The organism is uncultured Fibrobacter sp., assembly GCF_947166265.1.
Lineage (GTDB): Bacteria > Fibrobacterota > Fibrobacteria > Fibrobacterales > Fibrobacteraceae > Fibrobacter.
Genome location: NZ_CAMVDO010000046.1, coordinates 1 through 17,446, shown reverse-complemented (window position 1 = coordinate 17,446; position 17,446 = coordinate 1). Strand labels below are relative to the sequence as shown.

The 17,446-nt window shown below is 50.1% G+C and carries 14 protein-coding genes; 6 read left to right on the top strand and 8 right to left on the bottom strand.

The genetic code is table 11. The features are described 5' to 3' along the window. Positions 1-381: 381 nt before the first annotated feature. Positions 382-1,272: a patatin-like phospholipase family protein gene (locus Q0W37_RS13950; protein WP_297702165.1), complete on the bottom strand. Its 891-nt coding sequence runs from the start codon at positions 1,270-1,272 to the stop codon at positions 382-384. A 211-nt stretch (positions 1,273-1,483) separates the two neighbouring features. Here Q0W37_RS13950 and Q0W37_RS13945 point away from each other — a divergent pair, with 211 nt between their 5' ends. Further along, positions 1,484-2,311 (top strand): lysophospholipid acyltransferase family protein, encoded by an 828-nt coding sequence (locus tag Q0W37_RS13945; RefSeq protein ID WP_297702164.1) that lies wholly within the window; start codon positions 1,484-1,486, stop codon positions 2,309-2,311. Here the strand turns inward: Q0W37_RS13945 and Q0W37_RS13940 are convergent. Then, positions 2,308-3,021: a hypothetical protein gene (locus Q0W37_RS13940; RefSeq protein WP_297702163.1), complete on the bottom strand. Its 714-nt coding sequence runs from the start codon at positions 3,019-3,021 to the stop codon at positions 2,308-2,310. The two genes, Q0W37_RS13945 and Q0W37_RS13940, sit on opposite strands and share 4 nt — an antisense overlap. A gap of 125 nt (positions 3,022-3,146) precedes the next feature. On the opposite strand from Q0W37_RS13940, the gene Q0W37_RS13935 reads away from it, so the two are divergent. The 3 genes from Q0W37_RS13935 to Q0W37_RS13925 all read left to right on the top strand — a co-directional run bounded on the left by Q0W37_RS13935 (position 3,147) and on the right by Q0W37_RS13925 (position 7,645). Continuing rightward, the gene (locus Q0W37_RS13935; RefSeq protein WP_297702162.1) at positions 3,147-4,469 is read left to right on the top strand and encodes a diguanylate cyclase; all 1,323 of its coding nucleotides are present in this window, start codon (positions 3,147-3,149) and stop codon (positions 4,467-4,469) included. 102 nt (positions 4,470-4,571) lie between these two features. Next, positions 4,572-5,504, top strand: coding sequence for a hypothetical protein (locus Q0W37_RS13930; RefSeq protein WP_297702161.1), 933 nt, complete (start codon positions 4,572-4,574; stop codon positions 5,502-5,504). A 35-nt stretch (positions 5,505-5,539) separates the two neighbouring features. Further along, entirely contained in the window at positions 5,540-7,645 is a 2,106-nt protein-coding gene (locus tag Q0W37_RS13925; protein WP_297702160.1) for a PEP/pyruvate-binding domain-containing protein, read from the top strand. Between the two features lie 89 nt (positions 7,646-7,734). On the opposite strand, the gene Q0W37_RS13920 is transcribed toward Q0W37_RS13925, so the two are convergent. The 3 genes from Q0W37_RS13920 to Q0W37_RS13910 form a co-directional block, all read right to left on the bottom strand. Then, entirely contained in the window at positions 7,735-7,890 is a 156-nt protein-coding gene (locus Q0W37_RS13920; RefSeq protein WP_297702159.1) for a hypothetical protein, read from the bottom strand. A gap of 235 nt (positions 7,891-8,125) precedes the next feature. Further along, positions 8,126-11,137 carry a preprotein translocase subunit SecA gene (gene secA, locus Q0W37_RS13915; RefSeq protein ID WP_297702158.1) on the bottom strand — a complete coding sequence of 1,004 codons (3,012 nt, stop codon included), beginning with the start codon at positions 11,135-11,137 and terminating at the stop codon, positions 8,126-8,128. Positions 11,138-11,249: 112 nt separating this feature from the next. Beyond that, positions 11,250-11,861, bottom strand: a complete 612-nt coding sequence (locus Q0W37_RS13910) for a low molecular weight protein-tyrosine-phosphatase (RefSeq protein WP_297702157.1) — start codon at positions 11,859-11,861, stop codon at positions 11,250-11,252. A gap of 26 nt (positions 11,862-11,887) precedes the next feature. Between Q0W37_RS13910 and Q0W37_RS13905 the strand changes: the two genes are divergently transcribed. Next, positions 11,888-12,427, top strand: coding sequence for a DNA-deoxyinosine glycosylase (locus Q0W37_RS13905; RefSeq protein WP_297702156.1), 540 nt, complete (start codon positions 11,888-11,890; stop codon positions 12,425-12,427). Positions 12,428-12,491: 64 nt separating this feature from the next. On the opposite strand, the gene Q0W37_RS13900 is transcribed toward Q0W37_RS13905, so the two are convergent. The 3 genes from Q0W37_RS13900 to Q0W37_RS13890 form a co-directional block, all read right to left on the bottom strand. Next, positions 12,492-12,755 (bottom strand): winged helix-turn-helix transcriptional regulator, encoded by a 264-nt coding sequence (locus tag Q0W37_RS13900; RefSeq protein WP_297702155.1) that lies wholly within the window; start codon positions 12,753-12,755, stop codon positions 12,492-12,494. Between the two features lie 146 nt (positions 12,756-12,901). After that, positions 12,902-14,332, bottom strand: a complete 1,431-nt coding sequence (locus tag Q0W37_RS13895; RefSeq protein WP_297702154.1) for an RNA-binding domain-containing protein — start codon at positions 14,330-14,332, stop codon at positions 12,902-12,904. Between the two features lie 287 nt (positions 14,333-14,619). Continuing rightward, positions 14,620-15,234 carry a hypothetical protein gene (locus Q0W37_RS13890; RefSeq protein ID WP_297702153.1) on the bottom strand — a complete coding sequence of 205 codons (615 nt, stop codon included), beginning with the start codon at positions 15,232-15,234 and terminating at the stop codon, positions 14,620-14,622. A 218-nt stretch (positions 15,235-15,452) separates the two neighbouring features. Between Q0W37_RS13890 and hsdR the strand changes: the two genes are divergently transcribed. Then, a partial coding sequence (gene hsdR / locus Q0W37_RS13885) for an EcoAI/FtnUII family type I restriction enzme subunit R (RefSeq protein ID WP_297702152.1) occupies positions 15,453-17,446 on the top strand: 1,994 nt, incomplete at its 3' end.

Sequence of the window (17,446 nt, the reverse complement as noted above, 5' to 3'; positions counted from 1 at the left end):
TCACTAAGCACATCTCCGATTCCTTCAATCTTCCCGGCGGCCTCGCGGGCCTCCGTCTCGCTTTCCGTTTGGGCTTCAGCCCTCTCGTTCGCGGGTGAGGCCAATTATAGAAAATTCAGGAACATTGTCAAGGGTTTTTCTCGAAAAAATTTCACTTTTTTCACTTTTTTTCACTTTTTTGCAAATTGACGAGTTTTATTCCACAAAACCACCAATCTATCAACATTTTATAAACGGAATTTTTTAAATCACTAGCGATAAGGCTATCCTATAGCCGACATTTTCCATTTAATAAGCCCCCTATACAAAAAAAATTGCCACCGCCACAACCCAATCCCATTAGAATCAGACCACAGCGATGACAATTGAGGTGTTGGTCAATTACTTTTTCGCAGAAACCGTCGACTTGACGAACTTCAAGACATCCTTCTTGACCGCGTTATAGTAGTCATCCCAAATATTGGAAACCTCGTCCACAAGGGAAAGGTCGTCCATGGCGTACTTATCACTGACATGCGGAGCCACGCGGTACACGTTTTCGGCACCGATATTGGCGCAGGCCTCGTAATAGCCGGAATTTCCGGTGCGGGCAATCCATTCGTCGAGAATATACTTGCCCCAGCCGACAATGCTCTTGTCCTTGGGCGCACTATTCGGACGGGCCATTCCCGTGTTGAACGAAAGGATCTTGTAGTTTCCCTTGAATTCCTTTACTTTGTTCAAGCCAGATTCCAGAACCATAATAGGATCGTTCGCCCACATACCGCCATCGCAGTAGATTTCCTTTTTGCCGTCCTTATTGCGACTCACCGTATCGAAATACGTAGGGGCAGAGCAGCTAGACAGGATAGCAAACCACTGGTTCGTTGCACCGTCGCCGCGGTCCCACACTTTCTCGACGCTTTCACCGTTCATAAATGTCGCCGGAATGTAGATGGGCTTCTTGAAGGTGTACATCTGGTCGCGGAAATTATTCTGCAAGAGCTTCTTGAGCTTGGAGTTGTCGTAACGGTAATAATTGTTCGTCACGATACGCGCAGCGCTCACCTTGGTAAATATAGCAGACAAATTTTCTTTATAGAGGTCGTAGAGCTTTGCGGCGGACATACCGGTACAGAGTCCCGCCGCGACAATAGAGCCGGTCGATGTACCGGCATAAGCCGCTCCCCATTCCGCAAGAGTCGAACCGAGATCTTCCTCGAGTCGACGCATAAACTGGAGGGGGCCTATTCCCAAGGCACCACCGCCAGAGACGGAAATTGCAAGCTTCATTTTATTCTCCTTTCTACATTAGTTTGGTTTCGTCAATTCATTTTTGAAAATAACTTGTTCATAGCCTATCTGCAACCGGTTTTTAGTAAAATAATTTCTACAGATTTTTATAAATTTCGTATTAGTGAGCTATTTCAAAAACATATCGTGGGCAGGCCCCACTTTTGTAAGAAAAAAAACCATTTCAGTCATCGCATGGATCTTCGAGAAATTGGTTTTTGAGCTCTTGTGCACCTTCCATTGGAAACAACGTATTGTTCAGGCAAACCGCACCTACGCCTGTAACGAAAGCACCGACAAATCGGAAAGTTTCTATAAACAAACGCTCAAGAACCTGGTCCGCCACGTCGGCGACATCATTTTCAATTTCGAATCCTTCAAGAAAGTTCCTCAGGCTACCGCAAGCTACCCATACCGCAAAGACGGGATTACGTACGAACTTGCAGAAGGAAGCAAATCCACACTCCAAAGGATGCAAAACGGCGGAATATTCCTGACGGCGCACTACGGAAACTACGAGGCGATTGGCCCCTGGCTATGCCGGCTGGGAATCCCGCTCAAGGCAAGCTACATTCCACTGCGGCCTAGGTGGCTCAACCGACTGGTCGAACAGAAAATTCGAGCCGTTGACGGCAAGAGCTACGCTATAAACGCCCAAAATCCGCGCACGTTTCTACGACTGCTCGACGAAGGCAAGCTTTTCTGCCTGCTGATGGACCAGGACAGCCGAATCGCAAGCGCCATGGACGCGACATTCCTCGGCAAGGACGTACAGGTAAACCCGCTCCCCGATTTTTTGCTGAAGCACCGGCCGCACACCCCCGTGTACATCTGCTGGATGGAAGAAAGCGACGACACAAGGCGAAAGACATTACATGCCGTCGAAGTGACCGGCACAACGAAGGAGACGACGGAAACCAAATCCGTCGCAGAAATTTTCAACCGCTGGCTCGAAGAACGTATCGCCGAAAATCCGACACTATGGTACGGATGGACTCACCGGAGATTCTATAGCAAGAACCCGGAAATTTACGACTAGTCCTTTATTTCGCGGATCTCGCTTGCCGCCTTTTCTATTTCGCGTTCGCGCAGGACTTCGTCCACCTTGTTCCGGAGTTCGCAGTCCTTATAGATGCCGTAAAGTTCAGCTTCTTCCTTTATATACATGCCGAGCGCCTTGAGGTAGCAGACCGCACCCGCAAAGCCTATGACAAAGGATACCAGAAAAACGATCCGGTTTTCCCCGATAAACGAAATGACGCTCCCCAGGATTCCGCACACGAAGAAGGCGATTACCAAATTCATGGGAACCGCGGGCGCATAGGTGGAAGGATCCCCCGTACGGCGCTTCGACAGCTCCGATTCGGTATGGCGGATAATATCCCTAAAGACAAAGAAATGGAGTAGCGTACCCAGGTAGGGAAGAAAGCAACAAAGGACCGCTCCCCAGGGAGAAAAGGTCGTATGCGTGATTTTTCGCAGGTTTTCTTCGGCACGGAACATCCAGAGCAGCCAAAATAGTCCCTGAATGCTGTAGGACACGCCCAGAAGCAGGCACACTCCCGCAAAAATGAAAAGGAGAAGCATCGAACCCGACGTGAGGAAACCCGCATCGAGGTCGGGATTCGCCTCAATGGTCTGGAACATCCGGTAAAGGAACATGAACAGGACGATAAAGACGACCGAAAGTGAAAGGGTGATCTTGGTCCAGAATACGGTACGCGCCCCGCGCTTATAATTATCTTGCATATCGTAATAATAACAAAAAAGGGAGCCGATTTTCAAGCGTTTCCTATTCCAACTTGGAATAAGAATCCAGCACCTTTTCCAGAAAAAAATATATATATGTAAAGGAACAGCAAAAAGAGGTTCACTTGGACGATCTCAAGGACGCAAAAGTCATTCAGCCAATCGAATTGCGAAAGCTCGTATTGGTAAACCTAATGGCACCCGCCTTAGGGGATTTGCGTGCTAATCTTTCGAAATCCCACCCGCTGATTAACGTCGACAACGAAACAGAGGCGCTACGCCTGGTAGACAAGCAGCACGACCACATCTCGGCCGTACTGTTCGATGCGGAATGGGGAAAAAGGACCCATTTTTCGCTACTCCAGAAGATGAACGACGACAAGCGTTTCGTGGGAATCCCGACAATCGCCGTTTCGAGCGTTCCCGATAGCGAAATCTACAGGCAGTGCATCGAGGCGGGCGCAAACGAATACTTCGAGCCCCCCTTCAAGCCGGAACTGGTCGCCCTGCGCATCAAGAACGCCGTGCGAAGCAAGGACTCCGCCACGTTTTCGGAAGTGGAGCGCATCCTCAAGGAGCTCCCCTCGAATATCTACCTGAAGGACGCCGAAGGAAAGTACGTATTCGCCACCCACTACTGGCACCACCTGCATACCGAAAACGACCCCAGCTGGACTATCCGCGGAAAGACCGACATCGAAATCCGCGAGGACAAGGAAAACGCCAAGAAGGCAATGCAGTCCGACATGGAACTGATGCGGACCGGGAAGGGAACCAACTACATTATCGAAGAAAAGGGCGAAAACGGAAGCGAGTACCTGGAACTCATCAAGCGCCCCGTATTCGACGAAAACGGCAAGGTGAACGGCATTGTCGCCATCATCAACAACATTACCGAGATGCAGTCGCTGAGGCTTGAACTTGAAAAGCGTTCCAAGACCGACCAGCTGACGGGACTTCTGAACAAGCAGACCACCGAAGAACTGATTACGAGCCTCCTCGAAAAGGACCACAAGAAAAAAAGCAAGGGGGCCCTGCTCATGATTGACGTGGACAAGTTCAAGCACGTGAACGACACCTACGGGCACATTGCTGGCGACAGAGTCCTCATGGCAATCGGAAACATCATTCACGAATCCTTCAAGGGAATGGATATCGCAGGGCGTATCGGTGGCGACGAGTTCATGGTGTACCTGCGCGATATCGACAGTTCCAGCACCGCCCTACAGCTTGCCGCCAAAATTTCGGACAGGGCGCGCCACCTTTTCCCGGACGAGCCTCTCGGCAAGTGCGTATCGCTTTCCATTGGAATCGCCCTGTTCCCCGAACATAGCAAGAATTTCGAAGACCTTTACCGTGCAGCCGACAAGGCGCTTTACTACGTGAAGGAACGCGGCAGGGATTTCTACAAGATGTATTCCCCGCACCTGAAAAGCATCAACGAGTAATTTTTGAGGTAAAGCCCGACAAGGGTGCCGTACATCACGTCTTTTTGCACAAATCGTATGGTTTGTTGACATTTTCTTAACAAAAGAATAGATTTTTGGGTTATGAAAAAATTCAAACTCAATGCATTCTCTTGTTTATGCGGCCTAGGCATAGCCATGTTCGCCGCCTGTTCCAACGACTCTTCCAGCAACGCCTCGAGCGAAGAAATCGAATCCAGCGACAGCGAAGAGGCGACATCCAGCAGCAGCGAAAAAGTCGCCCCAGAATCCTCGAGTTCTAAAAAGGACGTCAGCAGTTCGTCTTACTCCAAGAAGGAATCCAGTTCCAGCAGCGTTTCCGCGGAATCTTCCAGCTCGAAGAAAGACAAGAGCAGTTCAAGCCATGCCGACGAGGAATCTTCGAGTAGCGAAAAAGTCGTAACTTCCAGCGCATCTACGCCTCCGACCGACCCGATTGAAATTTTCAATCCGCGAGTTCCGCAAGAGGCCGTCTATCACTGCGAAGAAGAGGAATCCAGCTACACGAAAATCGCAATCGACTTCGACCAGCAGGACTGGATTTGCACATTCGAATACGCCAACAAGAAGGGCTACGTGTACGTGCAAGGAACCCCGACCAGCTGCGAAGCCCGCTTTAGCCTGTCTCCCACCATTACCGCCGACACGGCGCTCCTGTACATCGACGGCGAATACGTGACGCTAGAAGACCTGACCTACAACTGGGGCGGAAACCACCATAACGATTCCTTCCGCTTTACCTACGACGGCAAGGTCTACGAATACGACCATTCCTCCTATGGATGGGGCTACCGCAAATGCCAGGAAATGGACTGCCTCAAGGTTTACGAAGCCGACGGAAAGACCCTTATCGAAGACGGATGCGGTGAGTACGAAGACGATCTCCAGAACGTGAGAAAGTTGCCGGTCGTATGCCGCTTTGCGGATATCGAGGACGGCTCGTTCGGCAGTTTCGAGGACACTTTCGAATTCTGCAACGGCGACCACCGCCTTATCGACGAACTTAACGACGAATAACCGCCCTATTTGAAATGTACATCTGGGATTCTTTCTTGCGATGTCCGTTGCTTGCCGCATTTACTGCGGTATGGCTGTGCGCATGTTCCAACAGTAGCGCGCCCGAAGACAAGCCGGCCCCGACACCGGAGCCGGATCCACCGGAGCCGTTGCCGGTCTTTATCCAAAACGACGACGAATACACGGGATTCTATAAGGAAGACGGGTACGAGGCTTTCCGCAAGATGGCCTATACCTCCAAGACGGAAATAGGCACAAGCTACCTGGTAAAATTCATCGTTACGGATTTCAACAGCGAAAACCTCGAAGTTCATTTTATGAACACCAGGGCGTACCCGCTGCACTACGACTTTTCGCAGGCGGTGCTGCACCTTTCGCAGACGCTCACGGAATTCGAAAACGAGGCCTACTACGACACGGCCAAAAATACCGTCGCAGGAACCCTCGCCTATTACGCAGCGGTTGATTCCATGGTAGCGCTCACGTTTTTCCCGACGGACTGCATTTCGCCTTCGCAGGTGATCGCGGTGCAGAAGCAGATTGAAAAGCGGATGCTATTCCTGACTCCCGGAGAGGCCAAGAACCGCCTATTCTATATGCCTGCAGGCGATGCAGCCGAAAAGGATGCGGAAAGATACGCGAAGGAATTCGAGTCGGAGAATATTCCGGTCCATACGCACGCCGAACTGTTCGGGGATATCCCGCTACAGATCATGAATACGGGAACCGCCTACGGGACGCTCCGCAGACTCACCGCAGAAGAACTCGACACGGCGATTGTCTCGTCGCACGACATTCTGCTTCTCGAAACGCTCCCTGCCGAAATTCCGCTAGTCGCGGCCACCATCAGCAAGGATGCGCAAACTCCGCTTTCGCACGTGAACCTCGCCGCCAAGGCGCGCAAGACCCCAAACATCGCCTTTAACGGAAACGCGATTCCCGACAGCCTGCTTTCGCTCTGCGGAAAGCTTATCAAGCTGACCGTCAATTCAAATTCCTACAAGGTGGAAACGGCAAGTCTCGACGAGGCGAAGGAATTCTGGAACAAGAATGCGCGTAAGCCGATGACGCTCTCCTACGACCTCTCGGATTCGGGACTCGTCGACTTTTCGGACCTCGATTTCAAATCGTCGAAAGCTGTCGGCGTCAAGGCGGCGAACCTCGCGGAATTGCACAAGCTGCTCCCCGACAATTCGCCAGACGGATTTGCAGTCCCCTTCTACCATTACAGCCATTTCCTTGACTATGCCCAGGTGACCGAAGAACTGTGCGAAAAATCCCTCAAGGACTGCTCCAAGGAGGGGCGCGCAGAAACCTTATGCAAGCAGGTTTACGACATCTGCTATGCAAACAGGGAAAGTAACCTCCGCGACTACATTGGCGCAGCTATCGTCCGCGACGACTTTGTTGCCGACACGCGACTTCGCGAAGCGGTACTCGACAATATCCGCTACATGATAAAGCATATCCCCGTCGATGCGACATTCGCTGCGGCCCTCGATACAAAGGTGCATACGCTCTACGGGGATGCCGGGGTACGCCTACGTTCCAGCACCAATTCCGAAGACCTGCAGGATTTCAACGGGGCGGGCCTCTACAAGTCCGTAAAGGCGACTACGCGCGAAAAGGACTTGCCTTCCGACGAAATCCGCAAGGTGTGGGCATCGGTATGGAGTTTCAAGGCTTTCGAGGAACGTTCCCTCTGGAACATTGACCACCTGTCGGTACAGATGGCCGTAGCTGTCCACGAAGCATTCCCCGACGAAGTTGCAAACGGAGTCATCATTACGCAAAACATCGCGGACTACTCCGTTGCGGGAATCTATGCGAACATCCAGCTCGGCGAAACCTCCATTACCAACCCTGAAGGCGGCGAACGCCCTGAAATCATTTCGATCATTCCGTCGGCGGGCCCTGGCGTACAAAGCGTCGTTCTGCAATATTCGACACTCAGCCCCAATTCGCTGATCCTTACCGACCGCGAACTGAACAAGCTCTACGACACCGTGATGAAAATCCAGAACCGCTTCGCAAAGCTCTACAGGAAAAATGCCGACGCCCTTGTGCTAGACATCGAATTCAAGGTCATGGGAAGCGAACGCAAGCTTGTCTTTAAGCAAGTCCGCCCCTATATCCTGTAAACAAAGCCGATATTCAGGCATATACTATACGCCGCCAAGAATCCCACGAGAGAATTCTTGGCAGCGTCCTAGCACCCAAATTCCATATCCTATTTCGAAGTCTTTTTAGGCTTTATGCTAGGAAAATCATCGTCATCGAAAGACTTCTTGAATGTCCTGTGAATGTAGATGAGCATCACCACCTCAAATGTGGCAATGCAAGATAACTTAATCAACGAGACAACCGCTGCGTGATCAATAGGCATGTGTACAACAACCCCGTATAGTATACTTCAACTACACATCCCTAAAAACCGCGCCAAATATACAATTCGATTATTTTATCGTCAAGCAAAGGCGAGTTCTATGTAAATAAAATTTGTTGTATTTTTCTTACTTTGCAAAAAACCTAGGGCCGCATGGTCCTAGGTCATTCTTTTATTCCGATTCGAAAAAGAAGTTCACCGGAATGCCGAAGAGGCGTTCCGAAGGGAGGGTTTCTTATTCAAGATCCTTGCCGTGGCACTTCTTGTACTTGAGGCCGGAACCGCACCAGCACGGGTCATTGCGGCCAAGCTTCGGAGCCTGCTGCTGGGCGCGGCGGGCGGCTGCGGCAACGGCGGGGTTCGTGTAAGTACGGCGCACCGTCGGGCGAGTTCCCGGAAGAGCGGACTGCGGCATCGGCTGGGCGTCCTGCTGTTCTTCGGAGATGGCGTTCGTCTCGGAAGTTGCTGCCTGGCCTGCGAGACCGGCGGGCTTTGCACCTTCGGCACTCATCTGCTCGGCGGATTCAGTCGGCCCTTCGGCAGGCTCACTTCGACCCTGCTCAGTGCTGGCAGGGGCCTTATCACCGGCCGAACCATCGGCAGGAGCGGCAGCGGCCTGGGCTTCTGCGGCGGCCTTACGTTCGGCGTCGATCTGTTCCTGGCTCTTGAGCTGCAGCTGGTCCGGAGAAACGGTCATGCCGTTCGGGAGCGTGATGCGGATGTTCAGGATGCGGAGCGCGGTGAGCGTCGCGATCTTTTCCATGCAGCCTTCGAACATCTTGTAGCCTTCGTTCTTGTAGACCATCAGCGGGTCCTTCTGGGCGTATCCGTGGAAACGGATAGAATCCTTCAGCTGGTCCATGGCGTACAGGTGTTCTTTCCATACCTGGTCGATAGTCATCAACAGGAAGCGGCGTTCAATCTGGTGGAAGTCGGTTTCCGGAATGATCTTGCCAAGCTTTTCGTAACGGGCCTTGCAGAGGGCGATGATTTCGTCGAGCACCTGGTCGGGCGTCTTGCTCATCGCATCTTCGAGCGTGAGGCTGTATTCCATGCCGAGGCTGCGCTGCAGGTCGGTGTGGAGGCCTTCGAGGTTCCAGGCTTCGGCGTAGCTCTTTGCCGGAATGTAGGCGGACACCTTGATATCGCAGGCATCCTCGATGCGGTTCATGATTTCTTCGCTGATGTCTTCGCCGTTCAAAATGCGACGGCGGAGTCCGTAAATCACCTTGCGCTGTTCGTTCATCACGTTATCGTAGTCGAGCAAGTGCTTACGGATATCGAAGCTCTGGCCTTCCACGCGGCGCTGTGCACCACGGATGGAGCGGGAGACGATCGGGTGGGTAATCACTTCGTCTTCGCCCACGCCAAAGCGGGTCATCAGGTTCTTCACGCTGTCGCCACCGAAGATACGCATCAGGTTGTCATCGAGGCTGAGGAAGTACTGGCTGGAACCCGGGTCGCCCTGACGGCCGGAACGGCCACGCAGCTGGTTGTCGATACGGCGAGATTCATGACGTTCGGTGCCAAGCACATGCAAACCGCCAAGCTCGGTCACTCCCGGGCCAAGGGCGATGTCGGTACCACGACCGGCCATGTTGGTTGCAATCGTCACCTTGTCCTTGTGGCCGGCGTACTGGATGATTTCTGCTTCGCGGCCATGGTTCTTTGCGTTCAAGACTTCGTGCGGAATGCCTTCTTTTTCGAGGAGGCCGTGCAGGTGTTCGGACTTTTCGATGGAAGCCGTACCCACGAGGAGCGGCTGGCCCTTGCTGTGGCGATCCTTGATTTCGGCCACGATGGCACGCCACTTGGCATCTTCGGACTTGTACACCATGTCCTGCAGGTCCTTACGGATACAGGGCCTGTTGGTCGGAATGACCCAGGTGTTCATGTTGTAGATCTTGATGAATTCCGTCGCTTCGGTTTCGGCGGTACCCGTCATACCCGAAAGCTTCTTGTACATGCGGAAGTAGTTCTGGAAGGTGATTGTCGCAAGCGTCTGGTTTTCGCGGCGGATCTGCACGTTTTCCTTGGCTTCGATAGCCTGGTGCATGCCGTTGCTGTAGCGGCGGCCTTCCATGAGACGACCCGTGTTTTCGTCGACGATAATGATTTCAGTATCGCGGACGATATAGTCCACGTCCTTTTCGTAAAGGTGCCAGGCCTTGAGGGCGTTATCGAGGAAGTGCACCCAGTCGGCATGTTCGCCGTACAGGTTGGTGATGTGCATGAGTTCCTGGATGTGGTTCACACCCTTTTCGGTGAGTTGGATGTTCTTGTCCTTTTCGTCGACCGAGAAATCCTTGTTTTTGATGAGCTGCTTGGCGATCTCGTTTGCCTTGGCGTACTTTTCAGTAGCGTCTTCGGCGGGGCCACTGATGATGAGCGGCGTACGGGCTTCATCGATCAAGATGGAGTCCACTTCGTCAACAATACAGAAGTTGAGTTCGCGCTGCACCAGCTGGTTGGGCTCGACGGCCATGTTGTCGCGCAGGTAGTCGAAGCCGAATTCGTTGTTGGTACCGTAGGTCACGTCGCTGTTGTAGCTCACGCGGCGTTCTTCGGGATTGAGGCCGTTCACGATGAGGCCCACCGTGAGCCCGAGGAACTTGTAGACCATACCCATCTGCTTGGCGTCACGGCCAGCGAGGTAGTCGTTCACGGTCACCACGTGCACACCGTGGCCGCTAAGGCCGTTCAGGTAAACGGGCAAGGCTGCGGCAAGCGTCTTACCTTCACCGGTCGCCATTTCGGCGATGGCGCCTTCGTGGAGCACGAGGCCACCGATCATCTGCACGTCGAAAGGCATCATGCGGAAGGGCTTCACCGATTCGGGGTAAAGTTCGCGGACCTTCGCGTAAACGGAGGCGGGCAGGTAGACTTCCCATTCGTTCTTGCCGGCGGCAAGTTCGGCCTTCGCGGCGTTCACCGATTCCTGGAGCTCGGGGCCCAGGCGGCTAAAGTCGAAGTTGTTTTCGGGCTTGAAGATGTTGAAAATACCCAGGCGGCGGTCGCAGGCTTCCTGGCAGACGGCAAAGGCTTCGACCTTGATGTCTTCGAGGGTAGCGCCATTCTTGAGCTTTTCGCGGAATTCCGCACTCTTTGCGGCGAGGGCGGCGTCATCCAGGGCTTCGAGGGCTTCGCGAGCCTTGTGGATTTGCTCGATGACAGGGCGCAGCTGCTTGACCTTACGTTCGTGAGGGGTACCAAAGATCTTGTGAAGAACGGTATCGACTATGCTCATCTTTTTCCTTTTTACGGCCGAGGGCACTGCCCGCGGTCTCTGATTTAAAAATTACGGGGATAATTTAGCAAATTGCGTGCCAACGGGAAAATGTTTCGTCCTGAAACAGGGGCTATTGCTGAATCAGTCGCAAAATCTGTGCCAGCATCGCCTTGCAGCCCTCGTTTACATCGTCCCAAGTGGCCTGAAAGTCGCCTGTATACCAGGGGTCTGCCACATCGCGACTCTTGCCGACCCAATCCATGAGGAGCGAGACCTTGCGATTTTCGGGATTTCTGCTTGAAACGCTTTCTGTCATTCCGCTTGGAACGCCCGCCGGATTTTTGGTGGGAATGCCCGCGCCACCTGTTTCACGAACGTACACGTCAGCCGGCAAAATCCAGCGGAGGTTGCGCAAATTGTTACGGTCCATGAGCACAATGTAGTCGTAATACTCGTAGTCGCGCGCCGTCATCTGGCGTGCCGTTTTCCCGGAGCAATCAATCCCGTGCGTGGCAAGCATGCGACGTGCCGGCGGGTAAACCGGGTTCCCGATTTCTTCGGTGCTTGTCGCGGCACTTGCGATTTCGAATTCTACATCTTTCAGCTGAAACTGCGCCGCTCCCTGTTGTAACTCGGCGGGTAATGTGGCGGGCAAATCCCGTACCATCTTTTTCATCACGAATTCAGCCATCGGGCTTCGGCAAATGTTCCCGTGGCACACAAACAGAATCTTGATTTTCATAAGGCAAAAATAGTATTTTTGTGTCCATGAAAAAGCCCGCAAACAAAGCCATTCGAACCCGCGTCACCCATGAATTCCCGGCCCTATACGACCGCGAATCCCGCGTGCTGCTGCTCGGCTCCATACCCTCGCCCAAGTCGCGTGAAATGGCATTCTACTACGGGCACCCGCAAAACCGATTCTGGAAAGTGATGGCAATCGTGCTCGGCGAAGCTACCTTGAGCGAAATCGCAGCGGGTAAAGGCGTCCCCGAAACCATCGCGCAAAAGAAGGCCATGCTCAAAAAGCATCACGTGGCCCTGTGGGATGTTCTGGACAGCTGCACCATCGTGGGCGCAAGCGACACAAGCATCGAAGACCCAGTTGTGAACAACATAAAAGAGCTCGTAAAAAAATCGAAAGTCACGCGCATCTTTTGCACCGGCGCCACCGCCCACAAACTGTACCAAAAACTCTGTGCCCAAGATGTCGGAATGGACGCGGTCAAACTCCCTTCTACCTCGCCTGCCAACTGCGCTGTATCGCTGGAGAAATTGGTAGAGGCCTATAAAATGATTTTGGAATAAAGCTCGTTGGCTAAACAAGCCGCAAAAAGCTAGCGGTTCCAGCCGTTATGCCCCTCGGCGTTTTCTATTCACGCACTTCCCAATGACCACGTGTTTTTCCAATGTGCCTGATAACTCCATTTTGTTTTAAGGTCTCTAGGTGCTTCTGGACAGCTGATTCATTTATGCCAAGCATCTCCGCTAGCATTTTTCGTGTGACCGACGGATTATTTTTGATAATTTGCAAAATGTCCAATTGGCGTTCGTTTAACGCGATTTGACCACCTATTTGACCACCCATTTGACCACCAACCTCATTTTCTGCATCAAATGAATAATTTTCGTTCAACGGCTGAATGATGCGGAAAACAACGAGCAGACAGTCTCGAAGGTATCGGTTTCAATCGTGCCATCAGCCCGCTTGAACTCTACGGCCACAGTTTCCCCAATCATTAGGGCTTTCTCAAATTTTGCAAGATCCATTACGTGACCTCCCTATTTTTGTTCAACTATTTCCCAATAACCAGTTTTGTCGCTTCCAATACGCTTTAACGCCCCTAGTTTCTGAAGTTTTGACGTGTTATCTACAATTGTCGCGCGATGCAATCCTAATAGTTCAGAAAGTTCTGTGAGCGTGACCTTAGGGTTTTCAGCAATTTTCGCCAAAATATCTCTCTGATTCTTTGAAAGTTTTACAGTCGGGTTTACAGTCGCCTTTACAGTCGGGTTTATTGTCTGCTGCCCTTCATTCAGCTCAAACGGGGTGACATTAATTCGATTGAAAGGAATCGTCACCACAATGAAATTTTTCTCAATCTTTATGGATTCCCGGCCATACGCACCAACAATCTTTGGCACACCGCGACCTGAACGTTCGCTCAACCGCAGCTGCAAGAAAATTGAAGCGAGGATCTCGTTTACAGGGATGCTCACGCCCTTGTAAAATCCCTCCAAATCCTGCTCAAGACCAAGACCGCCATGCGAAAGAATCTCGATGCGGTCCGTAAATACGCTGATCATAGGGGCATTCATTCCCAGCCACTTATTATGAATAAACGCATTCAAAATCGCTTCGTGAAAAGCCTCGTAATCAAAAAGAGGAACATCCTTCCGTTCAGAAATTCGGCCGCGTTCATCCGCCTGGATGATGTTGATTGCATCGCCATATTCCAAAATTTTATCCATCGCATACAAGATGCAGGTATTCCCATATTCCTTGACCGAGAAAAGCGTATCGGCTTTGCTCTTGCCACTAAAAACGGACACGCGAATCGGGATATCGTTTGCGTCCGAAAGCAACAATGCCATAATGTTGTAGCGCCCGTCAGCAGTCAGGAACCTAAGCGACTTCTTGAAAGTTTCTTTGCGAAGAGTAACACCTTTCGCCCCATAATACATGAACAGTTTTTCAAAAGTCAATTCCTGCGCATAATCAGGAGCCGCCATACTGACAATCGTCGGAATGCCGTTAGACAACGTGTTCAAAAGACGAATTTCCCATTCAGGGAACTTCGACAATTTCTCTTTGCTTGAGCCAATCCGAATAAATGCCTGAGACAAAAATTTCGTCGGGACAGATTTCGCCGCAGGAACAGACAACAAAACAAGGCGTTTGCCGTCAATATGAACCTCTTCAACCTCAAAGGCGACGCTCGGTTTTAAATTCCGGGCGAGATAATGCTTGTAAGGTTCGTGATCAACGTCCTTGTCAAAGTTTACTGTCGTACCGATGATTTCGTGAGTTGAATTATGGATTCCCCATACGATATAGCCAAATTCTCGGCCACACAATGCAGCCCCATTTGAAATAGCTGAAATGTACTCACCAATCTCGTCCTTTGAAAACCAACTCTCCTTAAAATCCAACCACTCGTATTCATGCGGAAGGGCCACCAAATTCTTTATAAGAGCTTCTGATTTTGCCATAAGTTGTTTTAGCCTCCATTTGCGACAAGTTCAATTGGGAACGCAGTGCGTTCGCAATTGGGTTAGAGGCGTTTTTGCAAAACCGAAAAGCCGATAAAAGCAAAAACGCACCTCGCCTTAAAACAGCGAGGTGCGTCGGGCATTAATATACCTAATATCAAAAAAGTTGGCAAGGGGTAGGAAAAAATTTTACAAAGCAAACCAACCCTAACGCAAATATCATATGCAGGAACTACACAGGTTTTATCATTGAATTTGTCGGAATCCATGCGATACACAATAAAAAATTATTTTTCAAATATACTATTTAATTTATCAACATTCTCTTTATTTTGAAAGTCATCATCGTATTCATCACCATCAAAACCCGGAACAGACCAGCGCGGATAGGCATCTTTCCTATTCATTGAATATTCTGATACTTTCATTGATTTTCTAATCAAATACTTTTCAAGTGCAGAAATATCACGACTTAGCGCTTGTTTCCTCTTTGTATCTGAAAATTCTCTCCCATCCCAATATATAAATTGCAATTGCAACACACCCTCTGAAATACGCATTCGGTTAACTAACTTTAAAAACCTTGTTAAAACGCCATCCTTTTTCTTTACATGGTTCCCAACTTTGTGTGTATGGAAGCATTCAGCAGAAAAGCCCTGCTGATTCATTGTTTTGCCTACATATATCGGCTTGCCATTCCATATATAGATATAAACGCCTTTTTTATTGCCTAAATCATCATTTTTTTCCCATTCTTCAGAAGTCCATGTACGAATTGATCGGTAATACTTAGTTTTTTTCCGAGTACCAGTATCACATCTCGCACCCATACTCTTTTTTTCTACTTGGACATCATAACATTTAGAAACCTTAAATTTTCTTTGATTATAATTTTTTCCCATTTCTATATCTCCTTAAGTTTTTTTCATAATAAGCACATAACTATATCTCACTACCTTCTAAAACTACATTCAAATTCCTCTAAAACAATAAAAATATCAACGAATTCCCTCATTTTCCGCAGAAAAATGCCAAATTCACCCTCAAATACCGCCAAAATCATTACTTCGTATTTTCGCGTACCTCTTTCTTGATATATATTTACCACAAAGGCTTTTGTATGAACAAGAAAGAACTTTCAGAAAGGGACATCGTAACCAAATTCATCCTGCCGGGCATTGTAAAGGCGGGTTGGACCATGGACGTGCAAGTTCGCGAAGAGGTTTCGTTCACAGATGGTCGAATTTTTGTGAAGGGCAAGACCGTCGTGCGCGGGCAAAAAAAGCGCGCGGACATCATTCTCTATTACAAGCCGAACATGCCGATTGCCGTGGTAGAGGCAAAGGACAATAAGCATTACCTTAGCGATGGCATTCAACAAGCTCTTTCTTATGCGCAGACTCTGGATATTCCCGTAGCGATTAGCAGTAATGGCGATGCGTTCTCGATTCGCTATCGTGAAAACTGCGGTCCGAAAGATAGTCAAGGGAACCCTATCGCAGTAGAAGAACGCGACCTAGATCATTTCCCGACGAGCGAAGAAATTTGGGCTTGCTACAAACGGTACAAAGGTATCGACTCACCAGAAGCGGAATCCACGGCGACACAAGATTATTATGTCGATAGTTCAGGATACAGTCTGCGTTATTACCAGCAGATTGCCGTTAACCGCACAGTAGAGGCAATTGCAAAGGGGCAAGACAGAATCCTTTTGGTAATGGCGACCGGTACCGGAAAAACGCTTACTGCATTCCATATCATTTGGCGGTTGTGGAAAAGCGGCTGGACAAAGAACAAGGTTCCGGGCAAGACCCCGCGAATTCTTTTCCTTGCAGATCGCGATAACCTGATTACGCAAACCAAGCGCGGAGACTTCAAGCCTTTCAAGGACAAAATGACAATTGTCCGCCATAAGCAGATTGATAAGGCTTATGAAATCTATTTGGCCTTGTATCAGGGGCTTACAAATTACGATGAAGATGCCGACGCATATAGGGAATTCTCACCCGACTTTTTCGATTTGGTGGTCGTTGACGAATGTCACCGCGGGAGTGCGGCCGAAGATAGCGCTTGGCGAAAGATTCTGGATTACTTCAAGAGTGCAACTCACATTGGTTTGACTGCAACACCGAAAGAAACAAAAGACATCTCGTCTTCGGAATACTTCGGTGACCCGATATACACTTATTCTTTGAAGCAGGGGATAGATGACGGATTCCTTGCTCCTTATACGGTTTTGCGTATTGGTATCAATGTGGACCTAGAAGGTTGGCGGCCTGAAAAAGGTAAACGCGACAAGAACGGAAACATCGTTGAAGACCGCATTTACAATACGAAAGATTTTGACCGCAACTTGGTGCTAGATGACCGCACGCCGATTGTTGCCCGCAGGATTGTAGAATTCCTGAAGCAGAACGACCCCATGGCAAAGACTATCGTATTCTGCATTGACCAGGAACACGCAAGTCGCATGCGCGATGAACTTTGGAAAGCCGCTCCGCCGGAATGGCACGAAAGGTCTGACGAGTACATTATGCGCATCACCAGCGATGACAAAGAAGGTCGGCTAAAGCTTGATGATTTCAAGAATCCCGAAAAGACTTACCCCGTTATTGCCGTTACTTCAAAGCTATTGAGTACAGGCGCTGATACAAAAACTTGCAAACTCATCGTACTGGAATCTAATATCGGCTCCATGACCGAATTTAAACAGATTATCGGACGTGGAACAAGAGTTTATGAAGAATATGATAAACTCTACTTCACGATAATGGATTTCCGTAACGTAACGAACTTATTCTCTGATCCGACATTCGATGGTGAGGCCATTCGCATCAAGGAAGTCAAGCCGAATGATCCGATGCCTGCGGACAGCTCAACGTCAGGAGATGCTCCCGAGGACCTGATTGATCCAGTTACGGGCAGTAAAGTTGTTTTCCCGGAAACACCGCCGTATCCTACACCTAATCCTCCTAGTGGAGAAGTTGCGGACAGGCCTTCAAAGGTCTATGTAGCGGGAGTTCCGATATCAATATTAAATGAGCGTAAGGAGTTCCTCGACCCCTCGGGCAAACTCATTACGACTACGCTCCGCGAATTTACCCGTCAAGGCAT

Excerpts from the sequence above, each read along its gene's own strand:
- Q0W37_RS13950 (WP_297702165.1), bottom strand. The coding sequence starts at position 1,272 with ATGAAGCTTGCAATTTCCGTCTCTGGCGGTGGTGCCTTGGGAATAGGC.
- Q0W37_RS13940 (WP_297702163.1), bottom strand. The coding sequence starts at position 3,021 with ATGCAAGATAATTATAAGCGCGGGGCGCGTACCGTATTCTGGACCAAG.
- Q0W37_RS13930 (WP_297702161.1), top strand. The coding sequence starts at position 4,572 with ATGAAAAAATTCAAACTCAATGCATTCTCTTGTTTATGCGGCCTAGGC.
- Q0W37_RS13920 (WP_297702159.1), bottom strand. The coding sequence starts at position 7,890 with ATGCCTATTGATCACGCAGCGGTTGTCTCGTTGATTAAGTTATCTTGC.
- secA (WP_297702158.1), bottom strand. The coding sequence starts at position 11,137 with ATGAGCATAGTCGATACCGTTCTTCACAAGATCTTTGGTACCCCTCAC.
- Q0W37_RS13910 (WP_297702157.1), bottom strand. The coding sequence starts at position 11,861 with ATGAAAATCAAGATTCTGTTTGTGTGCCACGGGAACATTTGCCGAAGC.
- Q0W37_RS13905 (WP_297702156.1), top strand. The coding sequence starts at position 11,888 with ATGAAAAAGCCCGCAAACAAAGCCATTCGAACCCGCGTCACCCATGAA.
- Q0W37_RS13895 (WP_297702154.1), bottom strand. The coding sequence starts at position 14,332 with ATGGCAAAATCAGAAGCTCTTATAAAGAATTTGGTGGCCCTTCCGCAT.
- Q0W37_RS13890 (WP_297702153.1), bottom strand. The coding sequence starts at position 15,234 with ATGGGAAAAAATTATAATCAAAGAAAATTTAAGGTTTCTAAATGTTAT.